This is a genomic window from Alsobacter ponti, from assembly GCF_024294805.1.
Taxonomy (GTDB): domain Bacteria; phylum Pseudomonadota; class Alphaproteobacteria; order Rhizobiales; family Beijerinckiaceae; genus Alsobacter; species Alsobacter ponti.
The window spans coordinates 163901-179572 of record NZ_JANCLU010000005.1 but is presented as its reverse complement, the minus strand read 5'-3'; the positions used below and the strand labels follow the sequence as shown (position 1 = coordinate 179572).

General features: G+C 71.5%; 17 protein-coding genes and 1 tRNA gene. 6 read left to right on the top strand and 12 right to left on the bottom strand.

The features are described 5' to 3' along the window. Positions 1-201 precede the first annotated feature (201 nt). Positions 202-525, top strand: a complete 324-nt coding sequence (locus NK718_RS07305; RefSeq protein WP_254740109.1) for a TFIIB-type zinc ribbon-containing protein — start codon at positions 202-204, stop codon at positions 523-525. A 56-nt stretch (positions 526-581) separates the two neighbouring features. Here the strand turns inward: NK718_RS07305 and NK718_RS07300 are convergent, their stop codons facing one another. The 3 genes from NK718_RS07300 to NK718_RS07290 all read right to left on the bottom strand — a co-directional run bounded on the left by NK718_RS07300 (position 582) and on the right by NK718_RS07290 (position 2484). Continuing rightward, entirely contained in the window at positions 582-1721 is a 1140-nt protein-coding gene (locus tag NK718_RS07300) for an AI-2E family transporter (protein WP_254740107.1), read from the bottom strand. A gap of 61 nt (positions 1722-1782) precedes the next feature. Further along, the gene (locus tag NK718_RS07295; protein WP_254740105.1) at positions 1783-2124 is read right to left on the bottom strand and encodes a hypothetical protein; all 342 of its coding nucleotides are present in this window, start codon (positions 2122-2124) and stop codon (positions 1783-1785) included. Positions 2125-2241: 117 nt separating this feature from the next. After that, the gene (locus tag NK718_RS07290; RefSeq protein ID WP_254740103.1) at positions 2242-2484 is read right to left on the bottom strand and encodes a hypothetical protein; all 243 of its coding nucleotides are present in this window, start codon (positions 2482-2484) and stop codon (positions 2242-2244) included. A 153-nt stretch (positions 2485-2637) separates the two neighbouring features. Between NK718_RS07290 and NK718_RS07285 the strand changes: the two genes are divergently transcribed. The 5 genes from NK718_RS07285 to NK718_RS07265 all read left to right on the top strand — a co-directional run bounded on the left by NK718_RS07285 (position 2638) and on the right by NK718_RS07265 (position 6318). Beyond that, positions 2638-2970, top strand: a complete 333-nt coding sequence (locus NK718_RS07285; protein WP_254740101.1) for a hypothetical protein — start codon at positions 2638-2640, stop codon at positions 2968-2970. A 152-nt stretch (positions 2971-3122) separates the two neighbouring features. Then, positions 3123-3443: a hypothetical protein gene (locus tag NK718_RS07280; RefSeq protein WP_254740099.1), complete on the top strand. Its 321-nt coding sequence runs from the start codon at positions 3123-3125 to the stop codon at positions 3441-3443. Positions 3444-3786: 343 nt separating this feature from the next. Then, a complete protein-coding gene (locus NK718_RS07275; RefSeq protein WP_371877240.1) occupies positions 3787-4449 on the top strand; it encodes a lectin in 663 nt (220 codons plus the stop codon). 90 nt (positions 4450-4539) lie between these two features. Further along, complete coding sequence (locus tag NK718_RS07270) at positions 4540-5652, top strand: S-(hydroxymethyl)glutathione dehydrogenase/class III alcohol dehydrogenase (RefSeq protein ID WP_254740095.1); 1113 nt, start codon at positions 4540-4542, stop codon at positions 5650-5652. 589 nt (positions 5653-6241) lie between these two features. Continuing rightward, positions 6242-6318: transfer RNA gene (locus NK718_RS07265), tRNA-Asp, on the top strand. 400 nt (positions 6319-6718) lie between these two features. Here the strand turns inward: NK718_RS07265 and NK718_RS22150 are convergent. The 9 genes from NK718_RS22150 to NK718_RS07220 all read right to left on the bottom strand — a co-directional run bounded on the left by NK718_RS22150 (position 6719) and on the right by NK718_RS07220 (position 15654). Further along, positions 6719-8104 (bottom strand): HAMP domain-containing sensor histidine kinase, encoded by a 1386-nt coding sequence (locus tag NK718_RS22150; protein ID WP_254740093.1) that lies wholly within the window; start codon positions 8102-8104, stop codon positions 6719-6721. After that, positions 8091-8768 carry a response regulator transcription factor gene (locus NK718_RS07255; protein ID WP_254740091.1) on the bottom strand — a complete coding sequence of 226 codons (678 nt, stop codon included), beginning with the start codon at positions 8766-8768 and terminating at the stop codon, positions 8091-8093. Before NK718_RS07255 ends, NK718_RS22150 begins: the two co-directional genes overlap by 14 nt. A gap of 154 nt (positions 8769-8922) precedes the next feature. After that, positions 8923-10119, bottom strand: a complete 1197-nt coding sequence (locus NK718_RS07250) for an aminotransferase class V-fold PLP-dependent enzyme (protein ID WP_254740089.1) — start codon at positions 10117-10119, stop codon at positions 8923-8925. A 25-nt stretch (positions 10120-10144) separates the two neighbouring features. Beyond that, positions 10145-10606, bottom strand: a complete 462-nt coding sequence (locus tag NK718_RS07245; protein ID WP_254740087.1) for a RidA family protein — start codon at positions 10604-10606, stop codon at positions 10145-10147. Between the two features lie 12 nt (positions 10607-10618). Next, the gene (locus NK718_RS07240; protein ID WP_254740085.1) at positions 10619-11617 is read right to left on the bottom strand and encodes an ABC transporter ATP-binding protein; all 999 of its coding nucleotides are present in this window, start codon (positions 11615-11617) and stop codon (positions 10619-10621) included. Continuing rightward, the gene (locus NK718_RS07235) at positions 11614-12630 is read right to left on the bottom strand and encodes an ABC transporter ATP-binding protein (RefSeq protein WP_254740083.1); all 1017 of its coding nucleotides are present in this window, start codon (positions 12628-12630) and stop codon (positions 11614-11616) included. The genes NK718_RS07240 and NK718_RS07235 overlap by 4 nt, the downstream gene beginning before the upstream one ends. Next, complete coding sequence (locus NK718_RS07230) at positions 12627-13844, bottom strand: amidohydrolase/deacetylase family metallohydrolase (RefSeq protein ID WP_254740081.1); 1218 nt, start codon at positions 13842-13844, stop codon at positions 12627-12629. Before NK718_RS07230 ends, NK718_RS07235 begins: the two co-directional genes overlap by 4 nt. Before the next feature lie 2 nt (positions 13845-13846). Next, entirely contained in the window at positions 13847-14713 is an 867-nt protein-coding gene (locus tag NK718_RS07225) for an ABC transporter permease (RefSeq protein WP_254740079.1), read from the bottom strand. Continuing rightward, a complete protein-coding gene (locus NK718_RS07220; protein ID WP_254740077.1) occupies positions 14713-15654 on the bottom strand; it encodes an ABC transporter permease in 942 nt (313 codons plus the stop codon). Before NK718_RS07220 ends, NK718_RS07225 begins: the two co-directional genes overlap by 1 nt. Between the last annotated feature and the right edge of the window lie 18 nt (positions 15655-15672).

Here is a 15672-nt window from a genome sequence, read left to right as displayed (position 1 = left end):
CGCCGCGGGCCGCGCGGTCCTTGACCTGCCTCAAGCCGAGCCTTTGCCGCGCGCCCGGCTTGAAAATCGGCCAGGCCGGACCCATCTCGCAGGCGCGGACCGGGCCCCTCTGGCAGTCGATCAAGCGGCTGCGATGTCGGACCGCTGAGACCATCGGGCCCGTCCGCCGCAGGCATGCGGGCCCCAACCGAGGAGACCCGCATGACCAACCCAGCCGCCGGAATGCCGTGCCCCGTCTGCCGCGTGCCGCTCGTGATGAGCGACCGCCAGGGCGTGGAGATCGACTACTGCCCCCAGTGCCGGGGCGTCTGGCTCGATCGCGGCGAGCTCGACAAGATCGTCGAGCGCTCCGGCCGCGAGGCGCAGCAGCAGGCCACGCCGGCCTACGCTCCGCCCCCGCAGCCGGGCTACGGGCAGCCCCAGCACGGCTACCCTCAGCCCCAGCACGGCTACCCCCAGCCCCAGCACGGCGGCTACAGCCACGGCAAGCGGCGCAAATCCTTCCTGGAAGAGCTGTTCGACTGATCCGCGATCCCGCGCCGCCGCTCGTCCCGGGCGGCGGCGTTCAGGGGCTTGGGGGCTCAGGGGCTCTCGGGCGCGTCGAAGGGCCCCGCCATCCACGCCACCAGCAGCGTGTAGGCGATGGCGATCAGCACCGGCCCGATGAACAGGCCGAGGAAGCCGAAGGCGAGGAAGCCGCCGAACACGCCGACGATGATGAGCGTCAGCGGCAGGTCCATGGTCGCGCCGATCAGCATCGGCTTGAGCACGTTGTCGAGCATGCCGACCATGATGCCCCAGGCGATCATGAACCACAGCGGCAGCCCGGTCTGGCCGGCGTGGTAGAGGTAGTAGGCCGCGCCGACCCACACGAGGTTGACGAAGGGCCCGCCGATCTGGCTCACCGCCAGCAGCAGCGTCACGAAGGCGAGCGGCAACGCGCCCGGCACGCCGGCGATGTAGAGGCCGAGCCCCATCGCCGCCGCCTGCGCCAGCGCCGTCCCCACCACGCCGTAGAACACGCCGCGCACGGCGTTGGCCGTCAGCACGGCGAGCCCGGCCATGCGGTCGCCGCCGAGCCGGCGCAAGGCGCGCACCAGCGTGAAGCCGAGCACGTCGCCGCGCGCCCAGAACATGGTGGCGATGGCGAGCGCGAGGATGAGCTGCAGCAGGCTCTCGCCCACGCCGGTCGCCGCGCCGACGAGGAAGCGGCGGATCGGCTCGGCGTAGGGCTCGAGCAGGTTGCGCAGCGGCGCCTGCGCGCCCACCGCGTCCGCCCACCACGCGAACACCCGGTCGCCGACGAGCGGCAGGTCGTGCAGCCACAGCGGCGGGCGGGGCGCGTTGGCGGCCCAGTCCCGCGCGTAGTCGAACACGGTGGCGACCTGCACGGTGAGGCGCGGCGCGAAGGCGAGGATCGGCACGGCGACCAGGGCCACCACGCCGAGCAGCAGCAGCGTCGCCGTCGTTCCCACGCCGATGCCGAGCTTCGTCAGCCGGGCCCGCAGCGGCCAGCCGGCGATCGCGATGATGCTGCCGAACAGCAGCGCCACCACGAACGGCGCCAGCACCAGGCCGATGCTCGCCAGGAAGCCGAGCAGGAGCAGGACGAGAATGACCTTCTCGACCAGGACGGAGTTGGTGAAACCCGCCGCGCCGCCATTCATGAATCCGCCCCCGCGTCCGCACGCGCGCCGGCCCGGCCGGAACGCGGCGCGCATGACGGAGTCACCGGTCGCCCGGGGAAAAAGTCAATGCGGGTTTTAACTTAACCTGTGGGGTTCAGTCGTCGAACCAGGGCCAGTCCGGCCGGCCGTCGCGGCAGACATAGCCGACGAAGCAGGTGGAGGCGTCCTTGGTGCGCACGAAGGTCCGCTCGATGTGCTGCGGCCAGGGGCAGAAGCGCTGGTCGGCGACGATCCTGTCATAGACGTACTGGCCGGTGCCGAGGATCACCGCGCCGCGCTGGGCGACGAAAGCGCGCGCCTGAACGCAGGTCATGGTGAGGGAATCCGGCCGCCTCTGGGCGGCGGCGGGGGAAGCGGCGACGCCCAGCAGCGCGACGGCGGCGAGCGCCGCGCGCCCGAGCCGGCGCGTCCCGAGTGCGAATCCGAGGTTCGTCATCGCTGTGCTCGCGTGTTGACCCCGCGCGCCGAACGCGCGCGCGGGCTTTCGCGGCCATAACGCAGCGTGCGACCGAAGGTTGTCAACCCGGCCGTCGCATTCGGCGGTGTCGGCGGTTCACACGAGCGGCGTGTCGCCGTCGGCGTCATCCGAGAGTCGATTCCCGGCCTGGTCCTGGAACTGCTCGTTCTGCACGGCCTTGCTGTCGAGCCCGCGCTCGTCCGAGTGACGGCTCTTGTCGTGGTTCGAGAGCACCATGTTCTCGGGGATCTTGTCCTTGGGAACGTCGGTCATCGCGCCGGAGCCGTCGCCCTTGCCCTGGGCCCCTGGGCCCATGTGTTTCTTGCTCGCGTTGGCCATGGTGCGTCCTCCGTTTCGGGTCGGCCCAACGCGCCGGGCTCGCGCCCTGTTCCCGGGCGGCCGGGAGAGCCGCGCGTGAGGGCGGGCAGGAGGACGGAGAGGAACGTTTCGCGCGCCCGCGCGTTGCGAACCGTTCCCCATCGGAGGTTGTTCATGGATATCGTCGAGGTTTTCTGGGATGCACGGCCGGCTTTGCGCGCCATCAACGCCAAGGTCGGCGGCGGCGATTTGAGCGAGGACGTCCAGGCGCTGTTCGCGGTGGCGCGCGGCGCGGTCGCCGAGGCGCTGCCCGGCGCGGTGGCGCTGACGCGGATCGTCACCCACCCCAAGGCGACCGACGAGGGCGTCCGTGTCCGGCGCAACGGCGCCGCCGTTCCCCCGGAGGAGGCCGAAGCCGTCGCGCGCGCGGTGCACGACGCCGTGGACGCCCATGTGCGAGCCCACCAGGAGGCGCGGCTTCTCGCCTCGACCATGGCCTCGGCGTAACGCGACGGGGGCAGGCCGCTTCTCGCCCCTCCAAACGGGAGGTTGAAAAGAGTTCCGGTGCCGAAGGCTCGAAAAAAAGCAGCGGAACCGAGAACAATCACGGCGAGCGCGCGTTGGCCTGTCCTCTGGTCTCAGTCGAAGGGAAGAAACTCATGTCGAAATCTCTGAACATCAAGACCGTTCTCTTTGCGGCCGGCCTCGCGGCCTTCTCGATTCCCGCCATGGCGCAGACGGCCGGCGGTTCGGCGGGCGGCGCGGCGGGCGGCAACGCCGGCGGAGCCACGGTCGGCGGCGGCGCCAATGCGGGTGGCGCGGTTCAGCCGGGCGGCGCGAATGTTGGCGCCGGCATGAACACGACCGGCAGCGTCGGCTCGGGCCAGACCCAGTCGCGCGAGTCCGTCAACACCAAGTGCCCGGAAGGCCAGACGCTCCAGGCGCCGGCCCAGGCCAGCGGCAAGCCGACCTGCAAGTAAGCGGGTTCCGACAGCAACACCTGCAAGCTGTCGGAGCCGGGCGGCGGAACCGCCTCGCTCCGACATCGACCCCGCCCACGTGGCGGGGTCTTTTTTTGCGGCCGATCGCACCCGCCATCGTCGAGCCGCGCCCGCCCTTGGGATATACGCCAGAAAGACCGGACCCGCGACGGGCTTAGGCGGCGCGGCGGGCGCGTCCGCATGGACGAGCGCGAGTATTTCGCTCCCGGTCACAACCGTGTTGATTGCCGATCCTCACTTGCGTCTTGGCGGTCTCACCGACATTCTTGGCCGCGTGAGGTCAACGCACCTTCGCCAACGACACACAATGGGGAGACACCGTATGAAAGCTGCTTCGATCGCCAGGCTTCTCGGCCCGGCCGTGCTCATCGCCGCCGGTCTCGGCGGCGCGCAGGCCCAGCAGGCCGACATGAGCTTCTTCGTCACCAGCGTGAACCCGGGCAAGGCCGGCGACCTCGGCGGGCTCGCCGGCGCGGACGCCTATTGCCAATCTCTGGCCCAGGCCGCCGGCGCGGGGGCGAAGACCTGGCGCGCCTATCTCTCGACCCAGGCGGCGAACGGGCAGGCGGCGGTGAACGCGCGCGACCGCATCGGCGCGGGCCCGTGGCGCAACGCCAAGGGCGAGGTGATCGCCAAGAGCGTCGCCGACCTGCACGGCGACTCCAACAACCTCAACAAGCAGACGGCGCTCACCGAGAAGGGCGAGATCGTGAAGGGGCGCGGCGACAAGCCCAACGAGCACGACATCCTCACCGGCTCGCAGACGGACGGCACGGCCTTCCCGGCCGGCGACGACCGCACATGCCGCAACTGGACGAGCAGCACGGACGGCAGCGCCATGCTCGGCCACGTCGACCGCGTCGGTATCGACGAGAGCGCGCCGATGAAGTCGTGGAACACCTCGCATCCGTCGGCCGGGTGCAACATGGACGCGCTGCGCAAGACCGGCGGGGCCGGGCTGTTCTACTGCTTCGCGGCGAACTGACGCGTCCGCGCGCTTGCTCCGGGCGGGCTGCTCGTGCAGCCTTCCCGGAGCGGGCCGCGCGACGGACCGCCTGACCGCGAGGAGACCATTATGAAGACGCGCGCCGCCGTGGCCTGGGCCGCCGGCAAGCCCCTCACCATCGAGACCATCGACGTGCGCGGCCCCCGGGAGGGCGAGGTTCTGGTCGAGATCATGGCGACCGGCGTGTGCCACACCGACGCCTACACGCTGTCGGGCGCGGACCCGGAGGGGCTGTTCCCCGCGATTCTCGGCCACGAGGGCGCGGGCGTGGTGCGCGAGGTCGGGCCGGGCGTGACGACGCTGAAGCCCGGCGACCACGTGATCCCGCTCTATACGCCCGAGTGCCGCCAGTGCAAGACGTGCCTGTCGCGGCGCTCCAACCTGTGCACCGCCATCCGGGCGACGCAGGGCAAGGGGGTGATGCCGGACGGCACGAGCCGCTTCGCCTGCGAGGGAAGCGACGTGTTCCACTACATGGGCTGCTCGACCTTCGCGAACTTCACCGTGCTGCCGGAGATCGCGCTCGCCAAGGTCCGCGAGGACGCCCCCTTCGACAAGATCTGCTACATCGGCTGCGGCGTCACCACGGGCATCGGCGCGGTGATCTACACCGCCAAGGTCTGGCCGGGGGCCAACGTCGTCGTGTTCGGCCTTGGCGGCATCGGGCTCAACGTCATCCAGGGCGCGCGCATGGTGGGGGCCGACAAGATCGTCGGCGTCGACCTCAACCCCGGCAAGCGCGCCATGGCCGAGAAATTCGGCATGACGCATTTCATCAACCCGGACGAGGTCGGCCGCGACAAGGTGGTCGAGGCCATCATCGACGTGACGGGCGGCGGGGCCGACTTCTCGTTCGAGTGCATCGGCAACGTCCACACGATGCGCCAGGCGCTCGAGTGCTGCCATCGCGGCTGGGGCGAGTCGATCGTCATCGGCGTCGCCGCCTCTGGGCAGGAAATCTCGACGCGCCCGTTCCAGCTCGTCACCGGCCGCGTCTGGAAAGGCACCGCCTTCGGCGGCGCGCGCGGCCGCACGGACGTGCCCAAAATCGTCGACTGGTACATGGACGGCAAGATCAACATCGACGACCTCATCACCCACACCATGACGCTGGACGAGATCAACACCGCCTTCGACCTGATGCACGAAGGCAAGTCGATCCGCAGCGTGGTGGTCTACTGAGGGCGGCGAGCCAGCCGCCCGCACGTGGGTGGAAGGGGCTCCGCCAGTTGGCATGCGGGCGGACGGGGGTCCGCCCTTTGAAATGCAGTCTCCGCGCAGGGCCGGTTATCTCCCGAAAGTGCGGGCCTCCGGCCCGCCCGTCCCCGGGGCGGTGCAGCGAAAGCGGAACCGAACCCGGGGCCCAGCGCACTATGTTCGCGCGTCAGCGCGTCTGTATGAAAAGGCTTATGAAGCGCCGCTTCGCGGCAACATCCATGCGCTGGGCCCCGGACCCCCCTGCGCTGACGCTCCGGGGTTCCGGGGACGGGAGGGCGGGCGATGCCCGCCCTTTGCGCGTCAGTGCCGGATTCGCGAGCGATTCGATGCTCGTGCATCCTGGCGCGAGCCCCGCCCGGGTCCTCGCCGGCGTGGGCCCCCTGCAAGCCGGGGAGCGGAATCCGAGGCGTCGCCTCGGCTTTTCCGGCGGCTTGGCGCGACCCTCCCGACGAATGCCGCGCGCGCGCGCGAAAAGGGCGAACGCGCGCTTGACAGGGCAGGGGGTGTCCCGTAATTCAGCGCCACCGACGCGGAACGACGCCGTTCCGCTCTCGGGGGTGTAGCTCAGTTGGTTAGAGCGCCGGCCTGTCACGCCGGAGGCCGCGGGTTCGAGCCCCGTCACTCCCGCCACTTTCCCTCTTGCAATCAACCGCTTGAACCCGTCGCTGGCTGGCCGCGAGTCCTGGCCCGTCGCGCCGCCGGCCGCCGCCTCGGTTGGCCGCCTCCGCTACGCTCAGCGTGTCGCAGGGATTGCCGAAGCGGGCCTCCGGCCCGCCCGTCCCCGGAACCCCGGAGCGTGAGCGGAGAGGTGTCCGGGGCCTAGCGCATTATGCCGCGCGTCAGCGCGTCTTGATGAATAGGCTGATGAGGCGCCGCTTCGCGGCATCATCCATGCGCTGGACCCCGGACCTGCCTCCGCCAAGGCTCCGGCATTCCGGGGACGGGCGGACTGGCGTCCGCCCTTTCGGCGGCCGGGGCCGCGAGTCCTGACCCGTTGCGCCCGTCGGCCCGCTTCGCCTCGCCGCCCCCTTCAGCTCCCGCGCTCCGGGGGCAGCGGGAAGCGGAGGGTGACGAGGGTTCCGGGGGCGGCGTCGCCGACGGTGACGGAGGCGCCGTGGATCTGGGCGATGGCGGCCACCAGCGACAGGCCGAGGCCGCTGCCGGCGGTGGTGCGGCTGCGCTCGAGCCGGTAGAAGCGCTTGAACACGTTGGCGCGTTCGGCCTGCGGGATTCCGGGGCCGTCGTCGCGCACCTCGCCCACCGCGGCGCCCGGCTCGCGCCGCAGCGTCATGGCGATGCGCGCCCCCGGCGGGCAGTGGCGGATGGCGTTCTCGACGAGGTTGGCGAGGAGCTGCGTCAGCAGGCTCTCGTCGCCCTCCACCGTGACGCCCGGCGCGACCTCCGCCGTCAGCCGGTCGCCGGCATCCTCGGCCACCGCCTCGTAGGTCTCGGCGAGGTCGAGGAACAGGCGCGACAGGTCGACCGGGCGCAGGCCCGCGCGCTGGCCGGCGACCTCGATTTCGGCGATGCGCAGCAGGGCGGAGAAGGTGTCGAGGATATCGTCGACGTCGGAGATGGCGTCGGCCACGGTGGCGCGCAGGGCGTCGGCGTCGGCGGGGCGCAGCGTCACCCCCTCCAGCTTCTGGCGCAGCCGGGCGAGCGGGGTGCGCAGGTCGTGCGCAATGTCGTTCGACACCTGCCGCGTCGTCTCCATCAGCGTCTGGATGCGGTCCAGCATGCGGTTGAGCGTGGCGGAGAGCCGGTCGATCTCGTCATTGGCCCCGCGCACGGGGATGCGCTGGCCGAGGTCGCCGGCCATGATCGTCTCGCTGGTGCGCGCGATGGTCTCCAGCCGCGCCACGAAGCCCATGCCGACCAGCGCGCCGCCGGCGATGGCCAGCACCGCCGCGCCGAGGGCGGCGGCGACGAAGGCGCGCCACAGGCGGCGGTTCAGTTCGTCCAGGTCGCCGAGGTCGCGGCCGACGGCGAGCAGCGTGCCGTCCGGGCGCGTCACGCTGCGCACCCAGGCCTGCGTCTCCGGGCCGGGCGCGCGCCGCGCCTCGTCGTAGGAGCGCACCCGCATCTGGCCGGCCCCGTCGACCGCCGGCAAGGGCTGAAGGTTGCCGGCGCGCCGCGCGCCGTTGGGCGCCTGCAGCAGGTAGAACGAGGAGTTCGATTCGGCCTTGCTGGCGCGCTCGTCGACCGCCTGCGCCAGCCACGCCGCGCCGCTCTTGTCGCCCTCGGCGAGCAGGACCTCCACGTCGGAATCGACGACGGCGCGGGCCTGGTCGAGCGTGAAGCCGCTGACGCGCCAGAACACCAGGGCGAAGAGCAGCGTGCCGGCGACAAGGAAGATCAGCGCGAACAGGACGCCGAGGCGGAACGCCTCGGTGCGGACGAACCTAGGCCCGGTCACGGATCATGTATCCCGCGCCGCGCACGGTGACGATCAGCTCCACGGGAAAGTCGCGGTCGATCTTGCCGCGCAGGCGGCTCAGATGCGTCTCGACGATCGAGGTCTTGGGGTCGAAGTGGAAGTCCCACACGTGCTCGAGCAGCATGGTGCGCGTCACCACCTGGCCGGCGTTGCGCATCAGGTAGGTGAGCAGCTTGAACTCGCGCGGCTGCAGCTCGATGGGCTTGCCGGCGCGCTTGACCTCGCGCGAGATCAGGTCGACGTCGAGGTCGGCCACCGTCAGGCGGGTCTCGACCTGCGGCAGCGGCGGCCGGCGGCCGAGCGCGTGGACGCGGGCGGCCAGCTCCGAGAAGGCGAAGGGCTTGACCAGGTAGTCGTCGGCGCCGGCGTCCAGCCCCTCGACGCGGTCCTGGATGCCGCCCTTGGTGGTCAGGAAGATGACCGGCGCCTTGACGCCGGCGGCGCGCATGGCGCGCAAAATGTCGAGCCCGTCGACGCCCGGCAGCATGCGGTCTAGCACCACGAGGTCGTGCGGCTCGCCGAGCGCCAGCGCCCGGCCGCGATGCCCGTCGGCGGCGACCGTGACGGAATGGCCGAGATCGCGCAGGCCGCCCGCCACGTAGTCGGCCATCTGCGCGTCGTCCTCGATGACCAGGATCTTCATGGGGGCCTCCGCCGCCGCGCCTCAGCCGAAGCGTCTCCTTGGCCGCTCTCGCTCCGCAAGGCGGCGAAAGCGTGGCGGGCCCGATCATGGCGGCGCGCGGCGGGAAGAAAAGCCCCCGCCGCGCCCCCTTACGAAGAAGTATCCGCCGGGCCGCTCAGTCCGGCCAGGTGCGCGCGGTTTCCTCGCGCCGGTTGCGGCGGCGTTCCAGCGGCGTGGCGATCACCTCGTTGGAGGCGCGCGCCTTGCCCAGTTCCTCCGAGAGCCGCGCCGCCACCACGTGCTCCTGCCCCGGATGGAGGTTGCACGGGTCCATATAGAAATAGCCGTGCTCGATCTCGTGGTCGCGCACGATCACCGGCTGCGGGCCCGAGGCGAGCGCGTCGGCAAGGTCCCAGGCGGTGATGTGCGCCTGGGCGGGGTCGATCTCGACCCTGATCCGGTCGAGCGGGTTGTGGGTCGGGTCCGGCACGCGGGTGGCGGTGACGCCCGGCCGGTCGGCCAGCGTGCGCAGCCACAGGTCGAGATACTCCGTCTCGCGGGCGCGGATGCCGTCGTGGTCGCGCCGCTCCCACGCCTCCAGCGCGGCGATGGTGCCGACCATGCCCTCCTTGCCCACCTTCATGCCGCGGCCGACGCCGCCGTTCTGGAGGTAGGCGGCGCGCACCAGGTCCTTGCGGCCGGCGACGATGCCGGCGGTGGGCCCGCCCAGGAACTTGTGCGCCGAATAGAGGGCCACCGCCGCGCCCTGCGCGAGGAAGCCCTTGAGGTCGTATTCCGACGCGGCGTCGACGATCACCGGCATGCCCCGGGCGTTGCAGACGGCGCAGAACTCGTCGAGCGGGATCAGCCCGTACTGCACGGTGTGGTGCGAGACGACGTAGACCGCCGCCGCCGTGCGCTCCGTGATCGCCCCCTCCAGGTGGTAGCGCCGCGCCGAGGTCGCCTGGCCGACGGGGACGACCTTCGCCCCGGTCAGCGCGATGCCCTGCGCCACCGGCGCGCCGTAGGCGACCATGTGGCCGGAGAGGATCAGCACCTCGTTCTTGAGGCCCGTGGTGTCGGGCAGGCGCTCGATGGCGGCGAGGTCGCTGCCGGTCATGGCGCCGGCGACCGCGACGCTGATGCCGGCCGAGCACGAGGCGGTGACGAAGCCCGCCTCCGCGCCGCACAGGCGGGCGATGACCTGGCTCGCCTGCTTCTGCAGGGCGTCGATCTCGACGAACTGGGGCAGCACGGCGGCGACCGCCCGCACCACCTCCGGCGGCGAGATCGACGCGCCGAGCGAGGTCATCGTGCCCGAGACGTTGATGATGGGGCGCAGGTTGAGGCTGGCGCGGATGTCGTCGGTCATAACGTGGTCCTTGGCTGGCGGTCGTTCAGGCGATTTGGACGATCGCTTCGATCTCGACGGTGATGTTGCCCGGCAGCGAGCCGAAGCCGACGGCCGAGCGGGCGTGGCGGCCGGCGTCGCCGAACACCTCGACCATCAGGTCCGAGCAGCCGTTGATGACCTTGGGGTGGTCGGTGAAGTCGGGCACGGCGTTGACCATGCCGAGCAGCTTGACGACGCGCTTGACGCGGCCGAGGTCGCCCAGCGCGGCCTGCATCACGGCGAGCAGGTTGACGCCGGTGAGGCGGGCGTGGCGGTAGGCGTCCTCCACCGATACTTCGCGGCCCACCTTGCCGGTGTTCATGCGCCCGTCGGCCTCGCGCGGGCCCTGGCCGGAGAGGAACAGCAGCCCCGACGCCTCGACGTGGGTGACGAAGTTGGCGATCGGGGTCGGCGGGGTCGGCAGCACGATGCCGAGGGATTTCAGGCGTTCGGCGGGGGTCGTCATGGCAGGTCCTCCTCAGCGGCCCGCTGGGGACAAAGCGGGCTCGTTCAGTTCGGGATCGTCGCGGCGAATGCACGCGACGGCGTGGCCGGGGGCGACCTCCTCGGCCGCCGGCACGGTGGCGGCGCAGGCCGCCACGGCGTAGCGGCAGCGCGTGCGGAACACGCAGCCGGAGGGTGGGTCGAGGGGGCTCGGGATGTCGCCCTGCAGCACGATGCGGCCGCGCGGGGCCTTCGGGTCGGGCGTCGGCGCGGCTGAGAGCAAGGCGCGCGTGTAGGGATGGCGCGGCGCGCCGTAGACCAGCCGGCTCGGCCCGCGCTCCATGACGCGGCCGAGATACATCACCACCACCTCGTCGCAGAGATATTCGACGACGGAGAGGTCGTGGGCGATGAACAGCATGGTCAGGCCGTAGGCCTTCTGCAGGTCCTGCAGCAGGTTCAGCACCTGCGCCTGCACCGACACGTCGAGCGCCGAGACGGGCTCGTCGGCGACGATGAACTCCGGCTCCACCGCCAGCGCGCGGGCGATGCCGATGCGCTGGCGCTGGCCGCCGGAGAACTCGTGCGGGAAGCGGCGCGCGTGCTCGGGGTCGAGCCCGACGCGGCGCAGCAGCTCGGCGACGCGCTCGCGCCGCTTGCCGCCGCGCGCCAGCCCGTGGGTGTCCAGCGCCTCGCCGATGATGTCCTCGACGCGCAGGCGCGGGTTGAGGCTGGAATAGGGGTCCTGGAAGACGATCTGCATGCGCCGCCGCCAGGCGCGCATGTCGCGCGCGGGCAGGGCGGCGAGGTCGACGCCGTCGAACACGACGCGCCCGGCGCTCGGCTCCACGAGGCGCAGAACGCAGCGCCCGGCGGTGGTCTTGCCGGAGCCGGACTCGCCGACCAGCCCGACGATGGAGCCGCGCCGCACGTCGAAGCTGACGTCCTCGACGGCGCGCACGAGCCCGCCGCGGGTCGGGAACGTCTTGCTGAGGCCCTGCACGCTGAGCAGGATGTCGGGGCGCTCGCTCATACCTCGTCGTGCCTCCAGCACCGGCTGAGATGGCCGGGCGCGGCGAACTCGAGCGGCGGGTCGATCTCGCATTTCGCGATCGCCAGCGGGCAGCGCGGCGCGAAGGCGCAGCCGGGCGGCAGGGCGGCGACGTTCGGCACGGAGCCGGGGATCGGCGTCAGGCGCGGGCGCTCCCCGGAGGGGTCGGTCCGGCCGTGGCGCGGGGTGGGAATGCAGGCCAGCAGGCCCTTGGTGTAGGGGTGGCGCTGGCGCTCGAACAGCTCGTTCACCGGCGCGCTCTCCACCACGCGGCCGGCGTACATCACCACCACGCGGTGGGCCAATTCGGCGACGACGCCGAGATTGTGGGTGACGAACACCACGCTCATGCCCAGCTCCGCCTGGAGCCGGCGCAAGAGGTCGAGCACCTGCGCCTGGATGGTGACGTCGAGCGCCGTGGTCGGTTCGTCGGCGATCAGCACGCGCGGGTCGCAGGCGAGCGCGAGCGCGATCATGGCGCGCTGGCGCATGCCGCCGGACATCTGGTGCGGGTAGTCGTCGAGCCGGCGCGCGGCGGCCGGGATCTCCACCAGCTCGAGCATGCGCCGCGCCCGCTCGCGCGCCTCGCGGCGCGACATCTTCTCGTGCAGCCGGATCATCTCGACGATCTGGTCGCCGACCGTGAAGAGCGGGTTGAGGCTCGTCATCGGCTCCTGGAAGATCATGGCGATCTCCCGGCCGCGAATGCCGCGCATCTTGTGCTCCGGCAGCGTGGCGAGGTCGATTTCCGTCCCCTCCTGCGTCCGGTAGAGGATGCGGCCGCCGACGATGCGGCCGGGCGGCGACAGCAGCCGCATGATGGAGAGGCTGGTCACGGACTTGCCGGACCCGCTCTCGCCCACCACCGCCACCGTCTCGCCCCGGCGCACGTCGAAGCTCACGTCGTCGACCGAGCGCGCCACCCGCGAGCCGAGCTCGAACCAGGTCTTCAGGTTTTCCACCCGCAGGATCGGCTCGGCCGGCGCGGCGCTCATCGCGCGGTCACCCAGCCGCAATGCGGGCAGGCCGCGCCCTCGCCGGCGGCGGCGTGCGGACGGTAGGGGCTGGCCTTCACGGCCGTGCCGCCCATCACGGTCCAGCGCGGCACGATGGTCTCGCGCAGCACCGCCTCGTGGCCCATCGAGTCGCGGATCGTCAGGTCGCTGGCCTCGCGCCCGAACACGGTGAACTCGGCACGCGCGCCCTTGGCCAGCAGGCCCTCGGTCGGCAGGCCGATGACGCTCATCGGCGCGAGCGTCGAGGCCTCGATCACCTTCTCGAACGGCATGCCGACGGCGAGCAGCTTGGACATGGTGGTGCCCATGTCCCACACCGGGCTGTCGAGCGAGCGGGCGTGCAGGTCGGTGGAGATCGAGAAGGGCAGCAGGCCGCGCTCGATGGCGATCTCGGCGGTGCGGAAGGAGAAGGACGCGCCGCCATGGCCGACGTCGAGGCGCACGCCCTCGGCGGCGCAGCGCTCCGCCAGCGCGAACAAAGTCTCGTCCTCGACGATGTTGCCGCACGGCTTGCCGTTGAAGCAGTGGGTGACGACGTCGCCGGGGTCGAGCACCTCCAGCACCTCGTCGTACAGGGGCGGGGGCTCGCCGACATGCACCATCAGCGGCAGGCCGGCGACGCGGGCGAGCTTCTTGGCGATGCGCAGCGGCGTGATGCCCCAGCTTCCCACGATGACGCCCGAGGCGCGGCACTTCACGCCGATGATGACGTCGCGGTTGGCCTCGATCACCGCCAGCGTGCGGTCGATGTCGATCGAGCGCATGTCGATCAGCTCGCTGACGCGGTTGCACGCCACTAGGCCGATCGAGCCGATGTTGAGGAAGGCCTTGATGCGCTCGCGCGCCGGCTCGATCACGTATTCGCGGAAGCCGTGGAAATTGGCCTCGCCCGCCGAGCCGGCGTCGACGATGGTGGTGACGCCCCGCTCCAGCCCGCACACGGCCGGGCGGATGGAGATGTCGGTGCCGCCGTACCAGACGTGCGCGTGCAGGTCGACCCAGCCGGGCGACACATACGCGCCCTTCGCCTCGATCCGCCGCGCGCCCTCCGGCGCGGCGAGGTTCGGCCCGGCGGCGGCGACGCGCCCGTCGGCGTCGACCAGGATGTCGATGGGGCCGGCATGCGGCCCGAGAGCGACCGGCGTCGCGCCCGCGATCAGCAGCGGGCCTGTCTCGGGGGGAAACGGAAGCATCGTCACAGATCCTTTCTGAGGCGCGGGTCGAGCAGGTCGCGCAGCCCGTCGCCGACCAGTTGCAGGGAGAGGACGCTGAGCACGATGGCGATGCCCGGAAACAGCGTCATCCAGTCGGCCTGCCCCACATATTGCCGCCCCGCCGCGATCATCGTGCCCCAGGTGGGCACCTCGGGGCTCACGCCGACGCCGAGGAAGGAGAGGCCCGCCTCCGCCAGCATGGCGTAGGCGAAGATGAACGTGCCCTGCACGAGAATGGGCGAGACGAGGTTGCGCAGCACGTGGCGCGTCAGGATGCGCCAGGTCGGCACGCCCAGCGCGCGCGCCGCCTCCACGTAGGGCAGTTCGCGGATCACCAGCGTCGAGGCGCGCACCACGCGCGCCAGGCGCGGCGCGTAGACGATGCCCAGCGCCACGATGACGGTGGCGAGCGAGGGCCCCAGCGCCGCCACCAGCGCGATGGCGAGCAGGATGTCGGGAAACGCCATCATCGCGTCGATCACGCGCGCGATGGGCGTATCGAGCCGGCGGAAGAAGCCGGCCACGAGGCCGAGCGTGACGCCGACCACGCAGGCGAAGGCGACGACCGAGACGCCGACCAGCAGCGACAGCCGCCCCGCGTAGAGCGTGCGGGTGAAGCCGTCGCGGCCGAACTCGTCGGTGCCGAACCAGTATACCGGCCCCGGCGGCTTCAGCCGGTTGGCGATCGACAGGCGGCTCGGCGAGAACGGCGAGATCCACGGCGCGAGCAGCGCGAGCAGCGCCACGGCGCAGAGCACGACGAGGCCGATCATCACCGTGCGACGGCGCAGCAACTGGCGGAGCAGGCCGGGGCCGGCCTCGATGGCGGGGGCGGAGACGGCGGCCATCAGTAGCGCACCCGCGGATCGACGGCGAGGTAGAGCATGTCGATCAGGAAGTTGATGATGACGTAGAGCGCCGCCACCACCAGCAGCGCGCCCTGGATCACCGGGTAGTCGCGCCGCAGCACGGCCGAGACGACGAGGCTGCCGACGCCCGGCAGGCCGAACACCGTCTCGGTGACGACCGCGCCCGACACCAGCAGCGCCGCGGTGAGGCCGAGCACGGTGAGGATCGGGATCAGCGCGTTCTTGAAGGCGTGCTTCATCACCACGCGGAATTCGCCCATGCCTTTGGAGCGCGCCGTGCGGATGTAGTCGTCGCCCAGCACGTCGAGCATCGAGGCGCGCGTGAAGCGCAGGATCAGCGCCGAGGAGACGACGCCGAGCGCCACGGCCGGCAGCACGAGATGGCCGAGCCTCGTCGCCAGGCTCGCGCCGGGCCCGCCATAGCCCGAGACGGGCAGCACGCCGAGCCGCACGGCGAAGAACTGGATCAGCAGCAGGCCGAGCCAGAAGCTGGGGATGGAGGCCGCCAGCATGGCCAGCGTCGTCGTCGCCTGGTCGAACAGCGAGCCGCGCCGGTAGGCGGAGTAGATGCCCACAGGAATGGCGATGACGGAGGCGATCAGCAGCGAGAAGATGGTGAGGAAGAAGGTCGGCTCGGCCCGGTCCGCCAATGCGCTCAGCACCGGGCGGTTGAGGAAGATGGACTCGCCGAGGTCGCCTCTGGCGAGCTGGCCGAGGAACAGCACGTACTGGACGACGAGCGGCCGGTCGAGCCCGAGCCGGGCGCGCAGCGAGGCGACGTCCTGCGCCGTGGCGTCGGGCCCCAGCATCACCGAGGCGGGGTCGCCGGGTGCGATGCGCACGATGACGAACACCACCGTGACGACGACGAACATCACGGCGATCATGCCGGCGAAACGCTGCAGGACGTAGCGGGTCATCACGAGCCGGGTTGCGAG